The sequence below is a fragment of the Pseudomonas sp. E1BtOHC1 genome, from assembly GCF_058744285.1.
In genome coordinates this window covers 741,760-765,294 of sequence record NZ_CP196023.1, presented here as the reverse complement: position 1 = coordinate 765,294, position 23,535 = coordinate 741,760, and the positions used below count along the sequence as shown (strand labels likewise).

The window sequence follows — 23,535 nt, the reverse complement described above, 5'->3', positions numbered from 1 at the left end:
CATTCCTTATCCGGCGAAGGTCAGCCAGGGGCTGGCCAGGATCAAGCTCAACAGCACCAGCACTTGTGCCGCCAGCAGCAACGCCTGGCGGCGCAGCAGGCCAAGGGCACCGCGGCTGCGTTCGTTCCAGGGCCGGCCGCCACGCTGCGCAGGCTGCAGGCCGAGCGCACTCAGGGCCTGATCCAGGGCCTGGGTGCTGTGTTCAAGGGGCACAGGCGCATCGGCCACTCGTTGAAACAGGTCAGCGTCGAAGGCCACCCGCAGCGCCAGGTACTTTTCCACCAGCCCCAGCAGCACCAGGGCGAGGCTGACGATCAGGCCCCCCAGGCTGACACTGGCCAGCAGGTACTGGCCCAGGCCATACAGGGCACCCAGCAGGGTCAGGCCTGTGGATAACTGATCCAGGGCCCGGCCCCGACGCAGCAGACTGGCGACGCTGTACAGCTGCATCTCACTGGACATGGGCCGGCCTCTTGGCGCGGATCAGGGTTTCCAGTGCCTGCCGATGGGCCGCTTGCAGGACGATCTGCGGGCGTGCCCGCTGGATCTGCACCACGGCCGCGTCCACCGTGGCGGCGCGGCCGCTGTGCAGCAGCCAGGCGGCAATGGCCGTGGCACTGCGGGAATAGCCGAGGGCGCAGCACACCAGCAGCGGGCCTTGCTGGCGCAGGCGTTCAACGGCTTGCGCCGCGGCCAGGCACTGCTCCGGGCTCGGAGCGCACAGATCCAGCACCGGCAGGCTCTGGTAGCCCTGCAGGCCACGGCTGTCTAGGGACAGTTCGGCGCACAGGTCGAGCACCGCGACAAACGGGCTGTCCTTGAGCTGTGCCGGGGTTGGCAGGCGGCCGAGCCAGACGTTATCCACAACCTGATCCGGTTGTGGATGTTTTTTTGTCCACAGCCGTGAGTTGATCCAGGCCGCCGCCAGATAGGGCGCCAGCAACCAGCGGGCGGCCGGGCTCAGGCGTCCGTCCTCGCGCTTCTGGAACCCTGCGGCGCCCAGCAGCCCGTAGTTCAGGGCCACCAGCAGCAGGGCCACCGCAGGCCAGATCAGCCACAGCCCGGTGCCGCCCCAGCTGAAGGCGGCCAGCGCCAACAGCGCCGCTCCCAGGCCGTAGCGCCAGGCCAGCTGACGGCGCCGCGGGTCTTGGGCTCGTTGTGCGCTGAACAGCGGGCTGGGGCGATCCAGCGGCCACAGCCAGACGCACAGCCAACCGGCCAGGGCGCCGGTGGGCACATCGACAAAGTGGTGTTGATAAGTGGTGAGTACCGAAACCCCGATCAACCCGAACCAGCCATGCACCAGCCAGCGCCAGAAGCCCTGGCTATGCCGTGCGTAGCAGACCCAGAGCACCACCAGCAGGGCGATGTGCAGGGAAGGGGCCTGGTTGAAGGGTTTGTCGAAGCCGGCCAGCACCTCGAACAGCCAGCCGAAAACCCCGTCCAGCTCCGGCCGGGGGAAGGTGAAGCGCAGCGGCCAGAGCAGGAAGCAACTGACCGCGATCACCTGGGCGGTGAGCAGGCGCAGGGCGTGGCGCTTGAGCTCGTCCCGGCTGCGGGGCAGCAGCAGGGAGAAGCCGTAGAGCAGGTCGATGGACCAGTAGGGCACGATGGTCCAGGCCCAGAACGGCATGTGCCGCTCCCAGTCGAAGACCAGGCTGCCGACGTCGTCGCGCTGGGCAGTGACCCAGGTGGCGAAGCCGTAGGTGCTGAAGAACAACGGTGCCAGCAACAGCAGCCAGAGCACCGCGGGCTTGAGCAGGCCCGACTCCCGCGCCGGCAAGGCGCCAGCGGCCATCATTGCACCCGTTGCGCCAGGGACACGCTGAAGATCCCCCATTCATCCACCCGCATGGTGATCTTGCGAAAGCCTGCGGCCTCCACTAACTGATCCATTTCCGCCTGAGTCCGGCGGCGCATGACCCAGGCCTGGCCTTCGCGGTGGCTGGTCAGGGCGCGAGCGATCAGTTCCAGTTGCGGGTGCCACGGCTGGCCGGTGTACACCAGGTAGCCGCCGGGTTCCACGGCGCTGGCCAGGCCGGCCAGGGAGCCGCCGACCATCTGGTTGTCGGCGAACAGTTCATAGAGCCCGGAGACCACCGCCAGGGTCGGCTTGGGATCAAGGGCGGCGAGGTCCTCGCGGTCGAAGGCGTTGCCTTTGACGAAGCGGGCAATGTCACCCAGGCCTTTCTCCTGGATCAGGGCACTGCCGTCGCGCACGTTGATGTCGCTGTAGTCGCGCAGCAGGATCGACTCCGGCAGCGGGCTGACCCCCTGCAGGGCTTCGAGGATATAGCGGCCATGGCCGGCGGCGATGTCGACGATGCGTACTGCGCTGTCCTGCTCACGGAGCTTTTCCATGGCCTGGCGCAGCAGCTCTTCCACGTGCAGCTTGCGCTGGCGAATGCCGCGCCAGCCGATGGAGTTCAGGTAGTTCTGGTCGATCATCCGACCCAGGGCGGAGTGCCCGGTGGGCTGGTTGCGGTAGACGTAGTCCAGGGTGCTGCCGGAGTCGAAGCCGGTGTCGAAGCCCAGCTTGACCCCCGCCGACAGCTGGCTGCCCAGGCGCATGCTGGCGCGGGTGGCGCGCCAGTACAGGTCGCGCAGGGAGTTGTGGGGCAGTGGCGCGGCCAGGGCCTCGGATTCGGCGCATGTCACGCCCAGGCGGTCGGCATCCAGCAGGGCAGGGCGGTTCAGCGGGCGTGCGAAGTTCTGCAGGATGAAGCGGCGGATGCTGGCCATGGCCGGCGCCCGGTTCTTTTCCCCCAGGGTGTCGTGGAAGAAGCCAGGAAGGATGTGTTTTTCCTTGTGCAGGCTGCCCAGGCGTTCGAAGAACTGCTCCTGGGGCTTGCGGTGCACCACGAAGTCCGAGCCGGAGATCAGCAATTGGGTCGGCACCTGGATGGCCTGGGCGTCGGCCACTACCCGGTCGGCGGCTTCATACAGGCCCAGCAGCACGTTGACCGAGATGGCCTTGGTGATCAGCGGGTCGGCGTCGTAGCTGTGGACCCGTTCCGGGTCGTGGCTCAAGAAGCGCGCCTTGACGTAGCTGTTGACGAAGAAGTTGCCGCGAAAACGCCGCATCAGGGCCAGGCCGGGGCGGGCGAAAGGTACGTACAGCTTGACCTTGAACGCCGGGGACGCCAGCACCAGGGAGCGAATCCTTGGGGCGTAGTCGTGGACCCAGGTGGAGGCGATCACCGCGCCAACGCTCTGGGCCACCACGGCGATGTTTTCTTCGTCGATCTGGTGAGCGCTGCCCAGGTGGTCGCAGAAGGTCTGCACGTCACGCACGCTGGTGGCGAAGCTCGGGCTGTCGCCCCGGGCGCCCGGCGATTGGCCGTGGCCGCGAGCGTCCCAGGCGAAGAAGTCGAACTGCGGCAGGTTCAGCTCGTCCACCAGATGGGCAATGCGCCCGGAGTGTTCGTGACCGCGATGGAACAGCATCACCGCCTGACGCGGTTCGCCAGGGACCACTTCAGTGGCCGGCCAGTGGCGGTAAAACAGTTCGACGCCGTCATGGGTCCGGAACGTCTGGTGTTGAGCGTCGCGCATTACCATTTCCTTATGCAGAGGGAGCGTTGTGCTGAACTTCTTCTTTGAGGCCCTGGCGGACCCGATTGATCAGGGTGTAGACCAGCAGTGCGGCGACCAGCGCCAGCACGCCGTTTATCCACAGGGCGCTGAGCCAGCCCAGGGCGATGCCGGTGGCCAGCACGCCGAGGATGAAGGCCCGGTCGCTTTTGCCCATGGGGCCGTCGTAGCGCCGCGAGGCCCCAACCATCGGCCCGAGCACTCCGGCGTATTCGCTGAACAGCGCCAGCAGGGTCACCGCCAGCACCAGCAGCAGGCTGACGCCGGGGAGCAGGGCGAAAGGCAGGATCAGGGCGCTGTCGGCGATCACGTCGCAGAGTTCATTGAGGTAGGCGCCCAGGCGCGATTGCTGGCCGAATTCCCGGGCCAGCATGCCGTCGATGGCGTTCAGCGCCATGCGCAGGATCATCCACAGGGGGATCAGGACGAAGAGCCAGGTGTGGCTGGCGAACAGGGCGATCAGGGCGCCCACCAGCAACGAGATGACGGCGGCCAGCACGGTGATCTGGTTGGCCGTGGTGCCGTTGTCGTACAAGCGCTGCACCAACGGCCGCAGCAAGTTCTGAAAGCGCGGTTTGAGCTGGTAAATCGAGAGCATGATGGGACGGTTCCTTGTCGCACGCGGTGAGCAGGGCTGGATTATTGCCTTAAATGCCAGGGGGCTGACATCAGAAGTTTTTGCACAGATCAAACAGCTGTCTCTGTGTCTACGACGCACGCACCGGATGAAAAGGCATGGAGTGCGACAAAAATTTCACCTGCTGCGTTATAAAGTAACGAATTATTTCGATTTTCTTCGGCCGCGGATTTATCCACAGGGCCGGACTAGAGCGGCGGGGTGGTATGCAAGTCGATCTTGAGACGCAAGGGGCCGAAGTGGCGACCTTGCCACGGTTTCAGCGGGCGGCGTTCCACGCCGGTCGACTACAGCGCTGGGGGACGGTCTTGCTCGGGCTGGCGGTGCTGGGGCTGGTGTCGGCGGTGTTTGTCGACCTGTTCGCGGCGCTGACGATCTGGCCGGCGGTGTTGGTGAACCTGTCCTGTGCCTTGCTGGTGGCGGTGGCAGGCCTGCAATCGGCCTGCTGGGTCAGTCGCTGGCGGGAAGAGGCGATCAACCCTTCACCGGCGCTGGCGCCACCGACTACAGAGCCGCCGCACGAAGGACTCTCGGCAGCCCTGGCTGTGCGCTGGCGCCGCGTGTTGCAGCAGATCGGTGCACCGACCTTGTGGCTCGCCGGCTGGTCGCTGCTGATCCTCTTCAGCGTGGTGCAGGTGTTCAACCTGGCGTTGCCGGCCGCGGGCCTGGGTTTGAGTGCCAGTGTCGCGGCGGTGCTGGGGTTGCTGCTGGCCTTCGCCCTGCTGGTGCTGGAGCGTCAGTTGGCTCAGGAACACTCAGGGGCGTGGCCGGAAGCCGCGGCCCTGGCGCAACTGCTGCGGGTGGCCATTGTGTGTTTGCTGGTCAGTGCCCTGTGCCTGTTGTTCAGCAGTGAGACGGCGCTGTGGCCGGCGCGCCTGGCGGTATTGATCGGCGTGCTGCCGGCGCTGGTGGCGGGTGAACTGCTGTTGCGCGCACTGTTGTCGCTGTTCAGCCCCCAGCGGGAACAGCTTGAGCCGCGCTTGCTGGCCCACAGTTTTATCGCCGATATGTTGCGTTGGCCGCCCCAGCCCCTGCTCAGCCTGCAACACGAATTGCACAACCGGTTCGGCATCGACTTGCGGCAGATCTGGGCCTTTGCCTATATGCGCCGGGCCTTCGCCCCGGTATTGGCCCTGGTGCTGCTGGTGGGTTGGCTGTTGACCGGTGTTCATGAGTTATCGATGCAAAATCGCGGCATTTACGAGCGCTTTGGCAAGCCGGTCGAAGTCTTCGGTCCCGGCTTGCATGTGGGGCTGCCCTGGCCTTTGGGGCGGGTCTTGAGTGTGGAAAACGGGGTGGTTCACGAGCTGGCCACCAGCGTTGCCGAGAGCCCGCAACCGCTGCAGCCGGCCTCGGCCGAAGGCCCCGCCCCCTCGATTGCCAATCGCCTGTGGGACGCCAGCCATGTGAATGACAAATCCCAGGTGATTGCCAGTGGTAGCGCCCAGCAACAGAGCTTCCAGATCGTCAACATGGACGTGCGCTTCGTCTATCGCATCGGCCTGGACGATCAGGCGGCATTGGCCGCCACCTATAACAGCAGCGATGTGCCGACCCTGATTCGCAGCACCGCCAGCCGGGTACTGGTGCACGACTTTGCTTCGCGCACCCTCGACGGTTTGCTGGGCGCGGATCGCACGGCGTTGGCGGACGACATCGGCAGGGCCGTGCAGACCGATCTGGCCAGGCTCGACAGTGGCGTGGAGATTCTCGCCACGGTGGTGGAGGCCATTCATCCGCCGGCCGGCGCCGCCAACGCTTACCACAGCGTGCAAGCGGCACAGATTGGCGCCCAGGCGCTGATTTCCCGGGAGCGCGGCGCCGCCGCCGAACAGACCAACCAGGCGCAGTTGCAGGCCAGCGTTGTCAGCGACAAGGCCCGGGCCGCTGCCCGGGAAGTGCAGGCCACCGCCGAGGCCGCCGACCTGCGTTTTGCTGCCGAGCAAAAAGCCTATGCCAGCGCAGGGCAGGCCTTCGTCCTGGAGCAGTACTTGAGCCAACTGAGCCAGGGCCTGAGCCGGGCCAGATTGCTGATCCTCGATCACCGTTTGGGGGGCGACAGCGCGCCGACCCTCGACCTGCGTACATTTACCTTGCCGGCCGACCCGTTGGCGCCGCGTAACGCCGCTCAGCCAGGAGCCGTCCATTGAGCCAGTCTTCTCACTCTCACGATCACGCCGCTCACGACCATGGGCATGGCCATCATCACCATCACGGGCATCACCACCATCATCAGGGTGCGCCGGCCGAGGCGGGGCCTTTTCCCTGGCGGCGCATGGGCTGGGCGTTGCTGCTGGTGCTGTTTGCCGTGGCAGCCGCCAGCCTGGTGCAAGTGCGCTCGGGCGAGGCCACGGTGATCACCCGCTTTGGCAACCCGGCGCGAGTGCTGCTGGAGCCGGGCCTGAGTTGGCGCTGGCCGGCGCCTTTCGAGGCGGCGATTGCGGTGGATCTGCGCCTGCGCACCACCTCCAGCGGTTTGCAGGATGTGGGCACCCGCGACGGTTTGCGCATCATCGTCCAGGCGTATGTGGCGTGGCGGGTACAGGGCGATCCGGACAACGTGCAGCGCTTTATGCGCGCTGTGCAGAACCAGCCCGACGAAGCGGCGCGGCAGATTCGCACCTTTGTCGGCTCGGCCCTGGAAACCACCGCCAGCAGTTTCGATCTGGCCGATCTGGTGAACACCGATGCCGGCAAGGTGCGGATTGCCGATTTTGAAGCGCAACTGCGCAAACAGATCGACCAGCAATTGTTGGCCACTTACGGCGTGCGAGTGGTGCAGGTGGGCATCGAGCGTCTGACCCTGCCGTCGGTGACACTGACCGCCACCGTGGACCGCATGCGCGCCGAGCGGGAAACCATCGCCACTGAACGTACCGCCATCGGCAAGCGCGAAGCGGCGCAGATCCGCTCTGCCGCTGAACGCGACGCGCGAATTGTCCAAGCCGATGCCACGGTGAGGGCTGCGGACATCGAAGCGCAATCCCGGGTGGAAGCGGCGCAGATTTACGGTCGCGCCTACGCCAGTTCACCCCAGCTGTATAACCTGCTGCGTTCCCTGGACACCCTGGGAACCGTGGTCACTCCGGGCACCAAACTGATCCTGCGCACCGACGCGGCGCCGTTCCGGGTGCTGGTGGATGGCCCGCCGAGCCTGCCGAACAAAGCATCCGGATCGCAACCATGAGTAAGGTTCCACGTGGAACAAATGAACTCAGTAGCCCGTGGATTCAGGCCGGTCGTCTGGCATTTATCGCTCTGTACGCGGTTACGGTAGTGGCTGCGGTGGTGTGGGCATTCTCCAACGTGCGGCAAATCGATCCGCAGAATCGGGCACTGGTCCTGCACTTTGGCGCGTTGCAGCGCGTGCAGGACGCTGGGTTGCTGCTGGCCTGGCCCCGTCCTTTTGAACAGGTGGTATTGCTGCCGGCAGCCGATCGGGTTTTAGAGCGCCGGATTGAAGGCTTGTTGCGTTCCGACGCCGCTCTGGAAGGGGACCGGGTGGCCACGCTGGCCACCCCCTTGAACGATGCTCTGGCCGGATCGGGTTACCTGCTCACCGGTGACGCCGGGGTGGTGCAGTTGGATGTGCGGGTGTTCTACAAGGTCAGCGAGCCTTACGCCTATGTGTTACAGGGCGAACATGTGCTGCCGGCCCTGGATCGCCTGGTGACCCGCAGTGCCCTGGCCCTGACTGCCGGTCGGGATCTGGACACCATTCTGGTGGCCCGTCCGGAATTGATCGGCAGTGACAATCAAGCTGCTGAACGTCGTGAACGGCTGCGGGGCGATTTGCTGCAAGGCATCAATCAGCGCCTGGCGGACCTCACCGCCAGTGGCCAGGGAATGGGTGTCGAAGTGACGCGGGTGGATGTGCAGTCGAGCCTGCCCGGCCCGGCAGTGAGTGCCTTCAATGCGGTGTTGACCGCCAGCCAGCAAGCCGACAAGGCGGTGGCCAATGCCCGTACCGAGGCGGAGAAACTGACCCAGGGCGCCAATGAGCAAGCTGACCGCAGCCTGCAAGTGGCCCATGCCCAAGCCAGTGAACGACTGGCCCTGGCCCAAGCCCAGACCGCCACGGTGCAGAGCCTCGCCCAAGCCCAACGCGATGGCACCGATCCGCAAATGCTCCTGCGCATCTACCGCGAGCGCTTGCCGAAGATTCTCGGCCAGGCCGGCTCGGTGACCACGGTCAACCCTAAAGACGATTCCCGCCTGATCATTCAGGGAGCCGAACAATGACTGCTTCTACCCCGGCTGCGGCCCCCGCGAGCATGCTGACCAGCGCCGAGCAACGCAGCGCCGCGCGCCAACTGACCCTGGCCATGCTGGCCCTGGGGTTGCTGGGTCTTGGCCTGGTGTGGCGCTGGCTGGCCCCGGAGCAGGTGGGCGTCAGCCAATTGCTGCTGGGCGTGGCCTCGCTGCTGGTGGCCGTGCCGGTGATGCGTTCGGCCTGGTTCAGCCTGCGTTACCCCAGCCTGCACGGCATCACCGACCAATTGATCGCCCTGGCCATGCTCGGCGCCTGGGCCACCGGTGATCTGCTGACCGCCGCCTTGTTGCCGATCATCATGATCTTCGGCCACGTGCTGGAGGAGCGCAGTGTGATTGGCTCCCAGGAAGCCATCGATGCTCTGGGCCGATTGACCCGCAGCCTGGCGCGTCGGGTCCAGGCCGATGGCAGCGTGCTGGAGGTGGACAACGCCAGCCTCAAGGCCGGGGATCGGGTGGAGGTGCGCGCCGGTGATCGGGTGCCCGCCGATGGCCTGGTGATCTCCGGCCAGGCAAGCCTGGACACGGCGCCGATCACTGGCGAGTCGGTGCCCTTGGAAGCTTCAGTGGGCATGCAGGTGTTTGGCGGGGCGATCAACCTCGATGGCTTGCTGCGGTTGCAAGTGACCCGCACGGGCGAAGAGTCGACCCTGGGCAAAGTGATCGCCCTGATGCAAAGCGCCGAACGGGCCAAGCCGCCCATCACCCGTTTGCTGGAGCGTTATGCCGGCAGCTATCTGGTGCTGGTGCTGCTGTTGGCGGCGGTGACCTGGTTCATCACCAACGATGCCCAGGCCATGCTCGCGGTGCTGGTGGCGGCGTGTCCCTGTGCTCTGGTGCTGTCGGCTCCGGCCACCGCCATCGCCGGGATCGCCGTGGCCGCACGCCACGGCATTCTGATCCGCAGCTCGGCGTTCCTCGAAGAGCTGGCGGACCTGACCTCCCTGGTGGTGGACAAGACCGGCACCCTGACCTTCGGCACCTTGCGCCTGCAGGCCATCGACAGCCCCCTGGACGATCAGCTGGGCATGCTCAGTCTTGCCGCCAGCCTGGGCTCCGCCAGCAGTCACCCGGTGAGCCGGGCTTTGGCGGGGCTGGTGCCCCAGGAGGCGCAATGGCCGTTGAGCGACATCCATGAGCGTCAGGGCCTGGGGGTGGTGGCGCGCACCGCAGAAGGTGAGGCGGCATTGGGCCGACCGGAGCTGTTCGCTCAGTTGCGGATCACTACCGGCGCGGTGCCCAGCCATGACGGGCCGATTGCCGGCCTGGCGCTCAATGGCGAGTTTCTCGGCTGGCTGCTGCTGGCGGACAGCGTCAAACCCGAGGCCCATCAAGCGCTGGAGGAGTTGCGCGAACTGGGGCTGGGTCGTCAGTTGCTGCTGACCGGCGACCGCCAGAGCGTGGCGGACAGCTTGGCTCTGGAGGTGGGCATCAGTGATGTCGAGGCCCAGGCCTTGCCGGAAGACAAGCTCAAGCGCGTGCTGGGGGAGATCGACAAGGGGTTCCGGCCGATGGTGGTGGGGGACGGCATCAACGATTCCCTGGCACTGAAAGCCGGGGTCGTGGGGGTGGCCATGGGCGCCGGTGGTGCGGACATCGCCCTGGCATCGGCGGATGTGGTGCTGATCGGCAGCGACCTGCGGCGCCTGGGCACCTGTGTGCGCTTGAGCCGCGAGTGCCGGCGGACGTTGCAGGTCAATGTGATCATCGGCCTGGGCTGGACTTTGGCCATCGTCGCCTTTGCCGCCTTTGGCTGGCTGGGGGCGGCGGGGGCGATGATCGCGGCGCTGCTGCATAACCTCAGTACGCTATTGGTGCTGGGCAATGCCGGACGTCTGCTGCGGTTCCAGGAACCGCTGTTGAAGCTGTAGGCGCCGGTTTGCCGGCAAAACCCGGCTGCGCAGATATTTTTCATCCCGGCTGTAACGCCGGGATGGCTCCTCTCTCTAGTGCTATGACGGGATTGCACACGCCTCCCGTCTCCCCCTGCGACTATTGAGGAACAAAACATGAACATGAAGAAAACCGCTGCCGGTGCTGCCCTGGCTTTCGCTGCCGCTACGCTGTTTGCCGGTGTTGCCACTCAGGTGTCGGCGGCCGATGCCCAGGTTCATTGTTACGGCGTCAACGGCTGCAAAGGCCAGAACGACTGCAAGACCAAGGACCACGCCTGCAAGGGCATGGGCGCCTGCAAAGGCCAGGGCTTCAAGGCCATGACCCAGTCGGCGTGCGAAAAGGCCGGCGGCAAAGTCGGCGAGTAAGCGGCGAATCCGTGCTGCCGCAGTGGGGCTGACGACCACTGCGGCTACTTTGCGAGGAGTTCGCGATGTCTGACCATTCTTCCTGTCTGGGCTACGGCCTGGGTTTGCGCAGTGCCTACTATCAGCAGATTCTCGATGAAGCGCCGGACGTCGACTGGTTTGAAGTGGTGTCCGAGAACTTCATGGTCGAAGGCGGCAAGGCTCTCTATTACCTGGACGCCATTGCCGAGCGCTACCCCATCGTGATGCACGGGGTGTCGTTGTCCATTGGTGGCCCCCATGCCCTGGACCTGGACTACCTCAAGCAACTCAAACAGTTGGCCCGGCGGGTCGGTCCGGCCTGGGTCTCCGATCACCTGTGCTGGAGCCGGGGCAACGCTCATCAGTTGCACGATCTGCTGCCCTTGCCCTACACCGAGGAAAGCCTGGAATACGTGGCAGGCCGGGTGCGCCAGGTGCAGGAGGTGCTGGAGCGTCCCTTGGTGCTGGAGAACGTCTCCAGCTATGTACGGGCTGCGGCGGATCAGTTCAGCGAGTGGGAGTTTCTGGCCGCCTTGAGCCAGCTCAGTGGCTGCGAGCTGTTGCTGGACGTGAATAACGTCTACGTCAGTTCGCGCAATCACGGTTTCGATCCCTGGCAGTTCATCCAGGGGCTGCCGGCGCAACGGGTGCGGCAATTGCACCTGGCCGGGCATCAGGATCATGGCGACTATGTGATCGATACCCATGACCAGCCGGTGTGCGATCCGGTCTGGGAGCTGTACCAGCGCACCCTGCAACACCTTGGGCCGGTCGCGACCTTGCTGGAACGTGACGATCATTTTCCACCGTTGAGCGAACTGCTCGGCGAACTGCACAAGGCTCGCGCACTGGGGCAGCGGACGCTGTCCGGGAGGCTGCAATGCGCCTGAACGAATGGCAGCTGGCCTTTGAGCGCTACCTGCTGGCCGAGCAGCCCCAGGCCGATAGCCTGCTGGGCAACAGCCTGATCGGCGGGCCGACCCTGAATGTCGCCACCGGTCTGGCGATTTACCACAACGCCTACCAGGCGCGGCTGCTGGAAGTCATGGTGGCGGACTTTCCGACGATCCTGCATTGGCTCGGCGATGAGGAGTTCGCGTCACTGGCCGCTGCTTATATACGCCAATCCCCCTCCCGGCATTTCAGCCTGCGCTGGTTGGGGCAGGGCTTTGCTGAATTCATCCAGGGCCATCTGGTGCCGGAGCAGGGCCAGCCCCTGGCGGAACTGGCGCGCCTGGAGTGGGCGTTCACCCTGGCCTTCGACGCTGCCGAGGCCGAGGTGCTGACGGTGCCGGACATGGCGGGCCTGGACGCCGAAGAGTGGCCGCAGCTGCAATTGCAGCTGGCCCCTTGTGTGCAGTGGCTGGACTGCCGTTACAACAGCGTCGCCCAGTGGCGTGCGGTCAAGGATCAGGCGGACTTCCCCGAGAGTGCTTTACTCGAACAAGAGCAACCTTGCCTGGTATGGCGGGTGGATCGGGTCTGCCGCTATCGCAGCCTGTCGGTAGCAGAAGCCCGAGGCCTGCAAGGCATGATCGAGGCGCAGTGGAGTTTCGCGGAACTCTGTGCCGAGCTGGCCGTCACTTACTTTGAGGGGGCCCCGTTGCAGGCCGTTACCTGGCTCAAACAGTGGGTCGAAGACGGCCTGGTGGTACGCCGCGAGTCCTGGAAAACCGCTGGAAATTCGATAGCCAGCTAATTTTCCAAGATGGTCTACCCTCATTTCAGACGTCTGAAACAGGGGGGATTTTCCATGCTCGCGCAACTTCCACCGGCCTTACAGAATCTGCAATTACCCTTGCGCCTGCGGCTCTGGGATGGCCATGAGTTCAATCTTGGGCCGGAGCCCAGCGTCACCATTGTGGTCAAGGACCCGCAACTGGTCGCGCAATTCACCCGTCCCAGCCTGGACGCTCTGGGGGGCGCCTTTGTCGAGGGCAAGCTGGAACTTGAAGGTTCCATCAGTGAAGTCATCCGGGTGTGCGATGAACTGAGCCAGGCCTTGCTGGATGAAGATGACGACGATCAGCCGGTGCGCACGCAGCACGACAAGGCCACGGACGCGGCGGCCATTTCCTACCATTACGACCTTTCCAACGCCTTCTATCAGCTCTGGCTCGACAGTGACATGGCCTATTCCTGCGCCTACTTCGAGACCGGCAGCGAATCACTGGAACAGGCCCAGCAAGCCAAGTTTCGTCACCTGTGCCGCAAGCTGCGCCTGCAACCGGGGGATTACCTGCTGGATGTCGGTTGCGGCTGGGGCGGGCTGGCCCGCTATGCCGCCCGCGAGTTCGGCGCCAAGGTATTGGGCATTACCTTGAGCAAGGAACAACTGGCCCTGGCTCGTGAACGAGTCAGTGCCGAAGGCCTGGACGATCTGGTGGAGCTGCAGCTGCTGGATTATCGCGACCTGCCCCAGGATGGTCGCTTCGACAAGGTGGTCAGCGTCGGCATGTTCGAGCATGTGGGCCATGCCAATCTGCCCGAATACTGCCGGACCCTGTTCAATGCGGTGCGCGAGGGCGGCCTGGTGATGAACCACGGCATTACTGCCAAGCACATCGATGGACGGCCCGTGGGCCGGGGCGCCGGGGACTTCATCGAGCGTTATGTGTTCCCCAATGGCGAGTTGCCGCACTTGGCGATGATTTCGGCGCAGATCAGCGAGGCGGGGCTGGAAATCGTCGATGTTGAAAGCCTGCGCCTGCATTACGCCCGCACCCTGGATCACTGGAGCGAGCGCCTGGAGGACAACCTGGAGGCGGCCGGTCAGCAGGTTGCGCCGCAGGCACTACGGATCTGGCGGCTGTACCTGGCAGGTTGCGCTTATGCGTTTGCCAAGGGCTGGATCAATCTGCACCAGATCCTCGCGGTCAAGACCCATGCCGATGGCAGTCATGAGTTGCCCTGGACCCGGGACGACCTCTATCACCCCTAGGCCCGGCGCGTTTTCCTTCAGACCTTGAGTGGGTCCCTACAGAATCGGTGAAATCAGCCGCGCGACCCGCATGCCCAGTTGTTGCAGGCGGTGGGTCTGGCGGCTTTCTTCCCGGGCGATTTCCCGGGCCTTGGCGAAGTCGGCTTCCAGCATCTGTTCCACCTCGGTGGCGAAGTCGTCATCCACGGTCAGCAGCATCACTTCGAAGTTCAAGCGAAACGAACGGTTGTCCAGGTTGGCGCTGCCAATGGCGCTGATCTCGTTGTCGATCAACACCACCTTTTGATGCAGGAACCCCGGTTGATAACGGAAGACCCGGACCCCGGCGCGCACCGCCTCGAAGGCGTAGAGGCTGGAGGCGGCGTAGACGATGCGATGGTCCGGGCGCGACGGCAGCAGGATGCGCACGTCCACGTCCCGCAACACGGCCAGGCGCAGGGCGGCGAACACCGCTTCATCGGGAATGAAATACGGACTGGTGATCCACACCCGTTCGGTGGCGGCGTGGATCGCCTCGACGAAGAACAGCGAGCACGTCTCGTAGGCATCGGCGGGGCCGCTGGCCAGCAATTGGCAGAGCACGCCGTCATCCGGGTAGGTATCGGGAAGGATCAGCGGCGGCAGTTCCCGGGCCGCCCAGAACCAGTCTTCGGCAAAGGACTCCTGCAGGCAGGCCACCACCGGGCCGCTGACCTGGACGTGGGTATCGCGCCACGGCGCCAGGGGCGGTTTCTTGCCCAGGTATTCGTCACCGACGTTGTGCCCGCCGACAAAACCGAGCAAACCGTCCACCACCACAATCTTGCGGTGATTGCGGAAGTTCACCTGGAAGCGGTTGAGCCAGCCGCTGCGAGTGGCGAAGGCATGCACCTGGACCCCGGCGTCACGCAGGGTCTGCACATAACCGGCGGGCAGGGAGTGGCTGCCGACGCGGTCGTAGAGCAGATGGATGGAGACGCCTTCGGCGGCCTTTTCCAGCAGCAGGCGTTGCAGGCGCCGGCCCAGCTCGTCGTCGTGAATGATGAAGAACTGGATCAGCACCGCCTTGTGGGAACGGCGGATGGCATTGAAGATCGCTTCGAAGGTGGCGTCGCCGTTGACCAGCAGGCGCACCTGATTGTTGGCCAGGCATGGCATGCGTCCCAGCTTGGGCATGGCCCGCAGCGAGGCATAGGCCTGGGAGGCGCGGGCGGTGAGCGCCTCTTCGACCCAGGGCCGCCAGTTCAGCTCATTGATGGCCTTGTGCATTTCCACGTTGGCCTGGCGCCGGGCCTGGATGTAGGCATCGAAGGTGCTGCGGCCGAATACCAGATAGGGAATCAGGGTCAGGTAGGGCATGAACATCAGCGACAGGGCCCAGGCAATGGCGCCTTGAGCGGTCCTGACGGTGAGCACCGCGTGGATCGCGGCGATCAGCCCGAGAAAATGCAACAGCGCAATGAGATAGCCGAAGATGTGCGGGCCAAAATAATCCATGGGGCAACCTTGCTCCTGAAGATTCAATGCCTAACAGACCATGTTCCACAGCGAATGTCGCTATTTTATTCTGCATGCAACGCCGTGCCTTGGCCGAAGTCTAACGGCCACTATTGTCTAGGAGTCATTCGATGAAACTTCGTTTACTGGGTTGTGCCTTGGCGGTGGGATTGGCGCTGCCACTGGCTGCGCAGGCGCAGATGCTGCAACCGGGCTTGTGGGAACTGACCAGCAGCAACATGAAGGTCGATGACCAGAACTTGCCGGACCTGTCGCTGATTCTTGGCCAGTTGCAGCAACAGATGACCCCGGAACAACGGGCGATGCTGGAGAAACAGGGCGTGACCATGGGTGGCAAGGGTATTCGCGTGTGCTTGACGCCGGACCAGGTGAAATCCGACACCATTCCGCTGCAGGACCCGCAATCGGGTTGCCAGCAGCAGGTCACCGAGCGCAACGGCAATCAATGGAAGTTTCGCTTCAGTTGCCCCAAGGCTCAGGGCAACGGGGTGGCCAAGTTCATCAGTGATCGCGAGTTCACCACCAACGTGATCGGCACCTTCAATGCCACCGGCATGCAGCAGAAGGGCAGCATGGACACCCGCGCCGTATGGCTGGGCCAGGACTGCGGCACGGTCAAACCCCGCGCCTCCTGACCGACCTTGTGCGCTTGTCGGCGAAGCGGCCCTGCAGACACCAGGGCTTTCGCCGCCAGGCCCGGGCACCGGCTAGGCAATCCGTTCCACTGCCTGCTCCAGCGTCAGCTGTCCCAGATCCTCACCATTTCTGCTGCGCAGGCTGACGTAGCCTCCCGCTTTCTCCTTGTCCCCGATTACCAGCAGGTAGGGCACTTTCTGCAGGCTGTGCTCACGGATCTTGTAGCCGATCTTTTCGTTGCGCAGGTCGGCACTGGACCGCAGCCCCTGACGGCGCAGGCGCTCGCTGATTTCCCAGGCATAGTCCGCCTGAGCCTCGCTGATGTTGAGCACCACCACTTGTTGCGGCGCCAGCCACAAGGGCAGGGCGCCGCCATGGTGCTCGATGAGGATGCCGATGAAGCGCTCCAGGGAACCGAACAGCGCGCGGTGCAGCATCACCGGTTGCCGGCGTTCGCCGTTGTCGGCGATGTAGCTGATGGCGAAGCGCTCGGGGAGGTTGAGATCCACTTGCAGGGTGCCGCACTGCCAGTCGCGGCCGATGGCGTCGCGCAGCACGAACTCCAGTTTCGGACCGTAGAAGGCGCCTTCTCCCGGGTTGAGCCGATAGTCGATCTGCATGCTCTGCAGGGCACCGACCAGGGCGCTTTCCAGCTGATCCCAGACCTCGTCGCTGCCGATGCGATTGGCCGGGCGCGTGGAGAGCTTCACCGCCACCTCGTCGAAACCGAACTCCTTATAGATGTCGAACACCAGGGCGATGGTGCGGGCGCATTCGTCCTGCATCTGTTCCGGGGTGCAGAAGATGTGGGCGTCGTCCTGGGTGAAGTGGCGTACCCGCAGCAAGCCGTGCAGTGCCCCTGAAGGTTCGTAGCGATGGACCTTGCCGAACTCGGCGATGCGCAGGGGCAGGTCGCGGTAGCTCTTCAAGCCGTGGCCGAAGATCGCCACCGCGCCGGGGCAGTTCATGGGCTTGAGGGCGAAGGTGCGCTGGTCCTCGGTGCTGGTGGTGAACATGTGGTCGCGGTAGTTCTGCCAGTGCCCGGAGGTTTCCCAGAGGCTGCGGTCCATCACATCCGGGGTGTTCACTTCCTGGTAGCCCGCCTGTTCCTGACGCTGGCGCATATAGCCGATCAACTGCTTGAACAGGGTCCAGCCCTTGGCATGCCAGAACACCGACCCCGGCGCGCAATCGTCGAAGTGAAACAGGTCCAGTTGCTGGCCCAGCTTGCGGTGGTCGCGCTTGGCGGCCTGTTCCTGACGAAGCAGATGAGCGTCCAGATCCTGGCGGGTGGCCCAGCAGGTACCGTAGATCCGTTGCAACGGTGCGTTGCTGGCGTCGCCGCGCCAATAGGCGCCGGCCACCTTGGTCAGCTTGAAGGCCCGCAATTGGCCAGTGGTACGCACGTGGGGGCCGCGGCACAGGTCTTCGAAATCGCCCTGGCGGTACAGCGACAGCACAGCCTCCGGGGGCAGGTCGCGGATCAGCTCGACCTTGTAGTGCTCGCCCTGGTCGGCAAAGTGTTCCAGTGCCTGCTCCCGGGACAGCTCGCGGCGGCGCAAGGTGTGGTTGGTGGCGGCAAGGCTGTGCATGCGCGCCTCGATCAGTTCCAGATCCTCGGGGGTGAAAGGGCGCTCGTAGGCGAAGTCGTAGAAGAAGCCGTCCTCGATCACCGGGCCAATGGTGACCTGGGCCGAGGGGTACAGCTGCTTCACCGCCATGGCCAGTAGGTGGGCGCAGGAGTGACGCAGGATTTCCAGGCCATCGGGGTCGGTCGCGGTGACGATACTCAGGCGGGTGTCGCTGTCCAGCAGGTAGTCACAGTCCACCAGCCGGCCATCGACCCGCCCGGCCACGGCGGCTTTGGCCAGGCCGCTGCCAATGCTGGCGGCCACCTCGAACACGGACAACGGCTGGTCGTACTCACGGCACGCGCCATCAGGCAGGGTGATGCGGATCATCTTCGGTGGTCCTTGGTCAGGCTTGGGGATTAGCGGTTGAAGCGCAGGGGCAGGCCCTGACAGTGGTCGTACAGACGCCCCCGGTGCCAGGCGAGTTGGCCCGATACCAGGGTGGTGGCGACGCTATGGCGAAAGCGCTGGCCGGCAAACGGGGTCCAGCCGCATTGGGCAAGAATCGGCTGGCGGTCCACGGGCAGGCCTTCGGGCTCGGCACGGATCAGCACCAGATCGGCCCAGTAGCCTTCGCGCAGGTAGCCGCGGTCGGGGATGGCGAACAGGTCGGCCACCCGGTGGCTGGTCTTGGCCACCAGGGTGGTCAGGGGCAGGACCCGGTCCGCCACCAGTTCCAGCAAGGCCGGCAAGGCGTGCTGCACCAGAGGCAGGCCGGCGGGCGCACGGGTGTAAGGCTGCTGTTTCTGCTCCCAGGTGTGGGGTGCGTGGTCGCTGCCGATGATGTCCAGGCGCTGGCTGTTGAGAGCCTGACGCAAGGCATCGCGATCGGCCTGGGTCTTGATGGCCGGGTTGCATTTGATCAAGTGACCGAGGCGCGGGTAGTCGCGGTCATCGAACAGCAGGTGGTGCAGGCAGACTTCGGCGGTGATGCGTTTCTCGGCCAGGGGCCGGTCCTCGAACAGGGCCAGTTCCCGGGCGCTGGTCAGGTGCAGGACGTGCAGGCGGGTGCCGTGTTTCTTCGCCAGTTCCACCGCCAGGGACGAGGAGCGGTAGCAGGCCTCGGCATCGCGAATGCGCGGGTGAGCCGCGGCGGGAATCTGATCGCCATAGAGTTGCTGCCAGCGTTGCTGCTTGAGCTGGATGCTCGGGGTGTGTTCGCAGTGGGCCAGGAGGATGGTCGGTACCTGGCGAAACAGCCGGTCGAGCACCTGGGGATCGTCCACCAGCATGTTGCCGGTGGAGGCGCCCATGAATACCTTGACCCCGGCGACCTCGCTGGGATCGAGGGCGGCGACGGTGTCGAGGTTGTCGTTGCTGACGCCGAAGTGAAAGCCGTAGTTGGCCACCGAGGCGACGGCTGCGCGGCGTTTCTTGTCGGCCAGGGCGGCCAGGGTCAAGGTCGCCGGCGAGGTGTTGGGCATGTCCATGAAGCTGGTGATGCCACCGGCCACTGCGGCGCGGGACTCGCTATGGATGCTGCCTTTTTCCGGGGCGCCGGGATCGCGAAAGTGCACCTGGTCGTCGATCATCCCCGGCAGCAGCCATTGGCCCTGGGCGTCGATTTCCAGTTCGGCGCTGAGGTGGTTGAGGCTGCCGATGGTCTCGATTCGGCCCTGATTGACCAGCAGGTCGGCGTCGAACTCGCGTCCTTCGTTCACCAGGCGGGCGTTGCGGATAAGGATTCGGCTCATGCTCAAAACTCGTTCTGCAGGGCCTTGTAGCCGCGGACCAGATCGACGTTGGTGCGGGCCACGTCTTCGGAAAACTCCGAAGCGCTGATGCTCACCGGAGGGAACTGCGCCAGGTCGGTCTTGGGGCCGATGCGGGTGGTGGAGGGCACGTAGAAGCCTGGTGGCAGGTCACGACCGTCCACCACTGAGTTGTGTCGGACCACGCTGCCGTCACCCACCACGCAGTTGAACAGCACGCTGTTGAAACCGATGAACACCCGGTCGCCGACCACGCAGGGGCCGTGGACGATGGAGCGGTGGGCGATGGAGGTGTGCTGGCCGATGGTGACGGCGGCACCGGATTTGGAGTGGATCACCACGCCGTCCTGGATATTCGAATTGGCGCCGATGGTGATGGCTTCCATCTGGCCGCTGGCGTCGACCTCGTCGGCGCGGATCACCGCGTAGGGGCCGACGAACACGTTGTCGCCGATCACCACCTTGCCGCAGATGATGGCGGTCTTGTCCACGTAGGCGGATTCGGCGATTACCGGCAGATCGCCGGAGGGGTTTTTACGAATCATGGCGCGAGTCCTTCAAGGGGGAACTGATGACTTCCACCGCGCCATCGCGAATGGCGTTGTAGAAACAGTTGGGGCGACCGGTGTGGCAGGCGGGGCCTTGTTGCTCCACTTGCAGCAACACCGCGTCGCCATCGCAGTCCAGGCGCGCTTCGATCAGACGCTGGCGATGCCCGGAGCTTTCGCCCTTGCGCCACAGGCACTGGCGCGAGCGCGACCAATAGCAGACCTGGCCGCTGGCCAGGGTTTCGGCCAGGGCCCGGCGGTTCATCCAGGCCAGCATCAGCACCTCGCCGCTGTCGTGTTGCTGGGCAATGGCGGCGATCAGTCCGTCGCTGTTCCAGGGCAGGGCGTCGAGCACGGCGGTCAGCGGCCAACGACTGCCCAGGGCGGCGGTTTCCAGGTCCAGCAGCGACAGCGGCGGGCGCTGGATCATGGTCGGCTCAGGGCGTCGTACAGGGTGTTGAGGTTGTATTCGAACAGCCCGATGAAGGTGCTGGCCGGGCCCGTGGCCGACAGGGCGTCGGAGTACAGGGTGCCGCCAATATGAGCGCCGCTTTCCTCGGCGATCTGCTTGAGCAGGCGGGCGTCCTTGATATTTTCCATGAACACCGCCTTGACCTTGGTGTTACGGATCTGGGTGATCAGCGCCGCGACTTCGGCGGCTGAGGGCTCGCGTTCGGTGGACAGGCCCTGGGGTGCCATGAAGTCGATGCCGTAGGCCTGGCCCAGGTAGCCGAAGGCGTCGTGAGAAGTGACGATCTTGCGGTTGCCCGGAGGCAGGGCGCCGAGCTTGGTCTTGGCCTCGGCCAGCAGGCGGTAGATCTGTTGCAGGTAGGCCTGGCTGTTGCGCTGGTAGTCGGCCTGGTGAGCCGGGTCGGCGGCAATCAGCGCCTTGGTGATGTTGTTCACATAGAGTTCGCTGTTGGCCAGGTTGTGCCAGGCATGCGGGTCGGGCACCTGTTCGCCGTCCTCGTCCAGGGTCCGTGGAATCACCCCGCGACTGGCGGTGATCACTGGCGTCTTGGTGGCCGAGCTGGCAACCAGACGATCCAGCCAGGGTTCGAAGCCCAGGCCGTTCTTGATGATCAGCCGGGCTTTGAGCAGGGCTTTGGCATCGTCCGGTGTGGGTTCGTAGGTGTGGGCGTCTTCGTCGGCGCCTACCAGGTTGGTGATCTGTACATGCTCGCCGCCGACCTGGCGGGTCATGTCGGCGAGGATGCTGAAGCTGGTGACCACCGCCAGCTTGTCCGCGGCCTGGGCGGTGGACCACGACAGGGGCAGCAGCAGGCTGAACAGCACGAGTAGAACGCGCATCGGGAAACACCTCATGGGGATGTGAGCAAAGGCGGGCGGTGCAACAGGCCGTGCACCGGCCCGAACACCACGGAGAGCAGGTACAGGCTGCCCGCCACCAGCACGATGGCCGGTCCGCTGGGCAGCGAGTAATGGAACGACAGCAACAGGCCGAGCCAGACCGAAAGACAACCCAGCAGCGCAGCGATGCCCATCAACCGCGGCAGCCGACGGCTCCAGAAGCGCGAGGCGGCGGCCGGCAGCATCATCAGCCCCACCACCATCAGGGCGCCGATGGCCTGGAAACCGATCACCAGATTGAGCACCACCAGGGTCAGGAACAGGCCGTGGGCCAGGGGACCCAGGCGGCTGACGCTGTGCAGGAACAGGGGGTCGAGGGTGTCCAGCAGCAGGGGTTTGTAGATCAGGGCCATGGCCAGCAGGCTGAAGCCCGAGACCAGGAGCATGCCGTTGAGGGTCGGGCCGTCCACCGCCAGGGCCGAGCCGAACAGCAGGTGCAGCAGGTCCAGGCGTTTGCCCGCCAGCCCGAGGATCAGGACGCCGCTGGCCAGGGAGATGGGGTAGATCGCCGCGATGCTGGCGTCTTCCCGCAGGCCGGTGCGGCGGGTGATCCAGGCCGCGAGACCGGCCATGCCCAGGCCGGCGCCCAGACCGCCGAAGGTCAGGGCCGGCAAACTGAGACCGGCGAACCAGAAGCCCAGGGCTGCGCCGGGGAGAATGCCGTGGGCCACCGCATCGCCGATCAGGCTCATGCGCCGCAGGATCAGGAATACGCCCAGGGGAGCCGTGCTGCAGGCCAGTACCAGACCGCCGAGCAAGGCCCGACGCATGAACACGAATTCGCTGAAGGGTTGCCAGAAATGCGCGGCGAACTGCATCAAGCCACCTGCGTCCGGGATGGTGGGGCGATCAGTTCCCGGCTCTGGCCCAGGACACAGCCGCTGCTTTTGATCCACAAGGTCTGGGGGATGTGCTGGTGCACGGCGGCTAGGTCATGGCAAACCACCACCAGGGTCCGGCCCTGGGCGTGCCAGCTGTGCAGGTGTTGCCAAAGCAGGCTCTGGCCTGCTTCGTCGAGGGCGGCGTGGGGTTCGTCCAGGAGCAGCAGCGGTGCTTCGGTCAGGCTCAGTCGGGCCAGCAGCGCGCGCTGCAATTCTCCACCGGAAAGGGCCATCAACGGGCGACTTTCCAAGCCACTCAAATGCCAGTCTTCGAGCACCGCCTGCAGTTTTTCTGCCCGGGCCCTGGCCGTTTCGCACTTGCCCCAGAAGCCACCGGCCACCAGCGCTTCCAGGCTGATGGGAAACTGGCGATCGAGGTGTTGCTGTTGCGGCAGGAACGAAAAGCCGCCCCGTTTGGGCAATGTCAGATCGACCTTGCCGGCCAGGGGCTTTTGCAGCCCGGCCAGGACTTTCAGCAGGCTGCTTTTGCCCGAACCGTTGGCGCCGATGACGGCGCTCAGGCTGCCGCTGGGCAGGTGCAGATCCAGGGCCGGAGTCAGGGGTTGGCCCGGCGCGCCCCAGCGTAAACCTTGGCAACGGATCATCAGGCCTCCCAGTTCCAGCGGCTTTGCGCCACGGCGTCGTGGGCGTGCAGGCTTTCTGCATGCACAACCCGCAGCTGGAAGGCGTTGACGCCAGGAGAGCGGCGCAGCGCCAGGTTCAGGCGGCGGGCGGCGTCTTCGCAAAACATCAGGTTTTGTCCGTTGGCCAGAGCGAAGGCCTGCTCATCGGCGCGCTTGACCGCCGTTTGCACGGCGGTGCCCAGGGCACTTTCAGCGTCGTTGATCAGGGCAATCAACGGCAGCTCGTCGAGGAATTCGTCCAGGCGCAGGTGCAGTTCGGCGTTGCTGCGTTGGCTATGGGGCGTGGCGACTATGCCTTGGGTCGAGCCCAGCCAAGCCAGAATGTCGGCGTGCTGCAGTGGTTGGTTGGCGAAATCGTTGACGAATTGCTGTTGGATCAGTTGACGGGAAAGGGCGGCCGAGCAAGGGCAGGTTGAGGAATAAGGCACGACGATTTTTAGTTCCACGTGGAACATCGCGTTTTTCAGCCGCGCTTCAATGCTCAACGGATAGCTCTTCCAACCGGCCAAAGGACTGACCAAGGCCGGACGTTTGAGCAGCAGATCGAAGTGCAGCCGTAGGTAGGCGCTGTGGGCCAGGCCCTCGTGACTGTCGAGAAAGCGCTGTAGCACCTGGCGCAGCAGAGCAGGCGTGAGGTTGTCCTGTTCGAGCATTTCCAGGGCCAGATACAAGCGCGACATATGAATGCCTCGCGCTTCGCCATCGTCGAGGCTGACTCCGGCATCGGCTTTGGCAGCGATCCGTTGGCTGTCCATCACTACAGGTAAGGCAATGCCGCACATGCCCACCCATTCCAGGGGCAAGGCTTGGCGTGAGGCCTGCGCGGCAATATCCGGCAGAGTCAGCGCGTTCATGAACAGGTCCGTCGTTAGGAATATTCCGACATGTT

Annotated in this window: 22 protein-coding genes; 9 read left to right on the top strand and 13 right to left on the bottom strand. The window is 64.8% G+C overall.

The window, feature by feature from the left end; translation table 11 throughout:
• Positions 1-6 precede the first annotated feature (6 nt).
• Genes ACSSVC_RS03570 through ACSSVC_RS03555 form a run of 4 tightly spaced genes read right to left on the bottom strand, consistent with a single transcriptional unit; the run spans position 7 to position 4,192 of the window.
• Positions 7-462: a hypothetical protein gene (locus tag ACSSVC_RS03570; protein ID WP_346634722.1), complete on the bottom strand. Its 456-nt coding sequence runs from the start codon at positions 460-462 to the stop codon at positions 7-9.
• The gene (locus ACSSVC_RS03565) at positions 452-1,798 is read right to left on the bottom strand and encodes a phosphatase PAP2/dual specificity phosphatase family protein (RefSeq protein ID WP_492611997.1); all 1,347 of its coding nucleotides are present in this window, start codon (positions 1,796-1,798) and stop codon (positions 452-454) included. Before ACSSVC_RS03565 ends, ACSSVC_RS03570 begins: the two co-directional genes overlap by 11 nt.
• Positions 1,798-3,555, bottom strand: a complete 1,758-nt coding sequence (locus ACSSVC_RS03560; RefSeq protein WP_346634724.1) for a bifunctional alpha/beta hydrolase/class I SAM-dependent methyltransferase — start codon at positions 3,553-3,555, stop codon at positions 1,798-1,800. Before ACSSVC_RS03560 ends, ACSSVC_RS03565 begins: the two co-directional genes overlap by 1 nt.
• A gap of 10 nt (positions 3,556-3,565) precedes the next feature.
• Positions 3,566-4,192, bottom strand: coding sequence for a CDP-alcohol phosphatidyltransferase family protein (locus tag ACSSVC_RS03555; protein ID WP_346634725.1), 627 nt, complete (start codon positions 4,190-4,192; stop codon positions 3,566-3,568).
• A gap of 245 nt (positions 4,193-4,437) precedes the next feature.
• Between ACSSVC_RS03555 and hflK the strand changes: the two genes are divergently transcribed.
• The 8 genes from hflK (at position 4,438) to cfaB (ending at position 13,726) form a co-directional block, all read left to right on the top strand.
• Positions 4,438-6,381, top strand: a complete 1,944-nt coding sequence (gene hflK, locus ACSSVC_RS03550) for a protease modulator HflK (protein WP_492611996.1) — start codon at positions 4,438-4,440, stop codon at positions 6,379-6,381.
• Positions 6,378-7,418, top strand: coding sequence for a protease modulator HflC (gene hflC, locus ACSSVC_RS03545; protein ID WP_346634727.1), 1,041 nt, complete (start codon positions 6,378-6,380; stop codon positions 7,416-7,418). Before hflK ends, hflC begins: the two co-directional genes overlap by 4 nt.
• On the top strand, positions 7,415-8,473 hold the full coding sequence (locus ACSSVC_RS03540; protein ID WP_492611995.1) for an SPFH domain-containing protein: 1,059 nt from the start codon (positions 7,415-7,417) through the stop codon (positions 8,471-8,473). The genes hflC and ACSSVC_RS03540 overlap by 4 nt, the downstream gene beginning before the upstream one ends.
• On the top strand, positions 8,470-10,374 hold the full coding sequence (locus ACSSVC_RS03535; RefSeq protein WP_492611994.1) for a heavy metal translocating P-type ATPase: 1,905 nt from the start codon (positions 8,470-8,472) through the stop codon (positions 10,372-10,374). The genes ACSSVC_RS03540 and ACSSVC_RS03535 overlap by 4 nt, the downstream gene beginning before the upstream one ends.
• Before the next feature lie 138 nt (positions 10,375-10,512).
• A complete protein-coding gene (gene bufA2 / locus ACSSVC_RS03530; RefSeq protein ID WP_123723679.1) occupies positions 10,513-10,764 on the top strand; it encodes a BufA2 family periplasmic bufferin-type metallophore in 252 nt (83 codons plus the stop codon).
• Between the two features lie 65 nt (positions 10,765-10,829).
• Positions 10,830-11,675 (top strand): MNIO family bufferin maturase, encoded by an 846-nt coding sequence (gene bufB / locus ACSSVC_RS03525; RefSeq protein WP_404937951.1) that lies wholly within the window; start codon positions 10,830-10,832, stop codon positions 11,673-11,675.
• Positions 11,666-12,484, top strand: coding sequence for an HvfC/BufC family peptide modification chaperone (locus ACSSVC_RS03520; protein ID WP_492611993.1), 819 nt, complete (start codon positions 11,666-11,668; stop codon positions 12,482-12,484). Before bufB ends, ACSSVC_RS03520 begins: the two co-directional genes overlap by 10 nt.
• Positions 12,485-12,538: 54 nt before the next feature.
• Positions 12,539-13,726 carry a C17 cyclopropane fatty acid synthase CfaB gene (gene cfaB / locus ACSSVC_RS03515; RefSeq protein WP_404937949.1) on the top strand — a complete coding sequence of 396 codons (1,188 nt, stop codon included), beginning with the start codon at positions 12,539-12,541 and terminating at the stop codon, positions 13,724-13,726.
• Between the two features lie 36 nt (positions 13,727-13,762).
• Here cfaB and cls read toward each other — a convergent pair whose 3' ends face one another.
• The gene (gene cls / locus ACSSVC_RS03510) at positions 13,763-15,202 is read right to left on the bottom strand and encodes a cardiolipin synthase (protein WP_346634733.1); all 1,440 of its coding nucleotides are present in this window, start codon (positions 15,200-15,202) and stop codon (positions 13,763-13,765) included.
• Positions 15,203-15,333: 131 nt separating this feature from the next.
• On the opposite strand from cls, the gene ACSSVC_RS03505 reads away from it, so the two are divergent.
• The gene (locus ACSSVC_RS03505; protein ID WP_346634734.1) at positions 15,334-15,858 is read left to right on the top strand and encodes a DUF3617 domain-containing protein; all 525 of its coding nucleotides are present in this window, start codon (positions 15,334-15,336) and stop codon (positions 15,856-15,858) included.
• Positions 15,859-15,930: 72 nt separating this feature from the next.
• On the opposite strand, the gene thrS is transcribed toward ACSSVC_RS03505, so the two are convergent.
• The 8 genes from thrS to folE2 are packed head-to-tail and all read right to left on the bottom strand — an operon-like array spanning position 15,931 to position 23,500.
• Entirely contained in the window at positions 15,931-17,820 is a 1,890-nt protein-coding gene (gene thrS, locus ACSSVC_RS03500; RefSeq protein ID WP_404937948.1) for a threonine--tRNA ligase, read from the bottom strand.
• 29 nt (positions 17,821-17,849) lie between these two features.
• The gene (locus ACSSVC_RS03495) at positions 17,850-19,184 is read right to left on the bottom strand and encodes a dihydroorotase (protein ID WP_492611992.1); all 1,335 of its coding nucleotides are present in this window, start codon (positions 19,182-19,184) and stop codon (positions 17,850-17,852) included.
• Positions 19,185-19,186: 2 nt separating this feature from the next.
• A complete protein-coding gene (locus ACSSVC_RS03490) occupies positions 19,187-19,747 on the bottom strand; it encodes a gamma carbonic anhydrase family protein (RefSeq protein ID WP_102862389.1) in 561 nt (186 codons plus the stop codon).
• On the bottom strand, positions 19,737-20,180 hold the full coding sequence (gene hisI, locus ACSSVC_RS03485; RefSeq protein WP_123723670.1) for a phosphoribosyl-AMP cyclohydrolase: 444 nt from the start codon (positions 20,178-20,180) through the stop codon (positions 19,737-19,739). The genes ACSSVC_RS03490 and hisI overlap by 11 nt, the downstream gene beginning before the upstream one ends.
• Positions 20,177-21,061: a metal ABC transporter substrate-binding protein gene (locus tag ACSSVC_RS03480; protein ID WP_492611991.1), complete on the bottom strand. Its 885-nt coding sequence runs from the start codon at positions 21,059-21,061 to the stop codon at positions 20,177-20,179. Before ACSSVC_RS03480 ends, hisI begins: the two co-directional genes overlap by 4 nt.
• Positions 21,062-21,072: 11 nt before the next feature.
• Positions 21,073-21,939: a metal ABC transporter permease gene (locus tag ACSSVC_RS03475; protein WP_346634738.1), complete on the bottom strand. Its 867-nt coding sequence runs from the start codon at positions 21,937-21,939 to the stop codon at positions 21,073-21,075.
• The gene (locus ACSSVC_RS03470) at positions 21,939-22,607 is read right to left on the bottom strand and encodes a metal ABC transporter ATP-binding protein (RefSeq protein WP_404937944.1); all 669 of its coding nucleotides are present in this window, start codon (positions 22,605-22,607) and stop codon (positions 21,939-21,941) included. The genes ACSSVC_RS03475 and ACSSVC_RS03470 overlap by 1 nt, the downstream gene beginning before the upstream one ends.
• Positions 22,607-23,500: a GTP cyclohydrolase FolE2 gene (gene folE2 / locus ACSSVC_RS03465; protein WP_404937943.1), complete on the bottom strand. Its 894-nt coding sequence runs from the start codon at positions 23,498-23,500 to the stop codon at positions 22,607-22,609. Before folE2 ends, ACSSVC_RS03470 begins: the two co-directional genes overlap by 1 nt.
• Positions 23,501-23,535 lie beyond the last annotated feature (35 nt).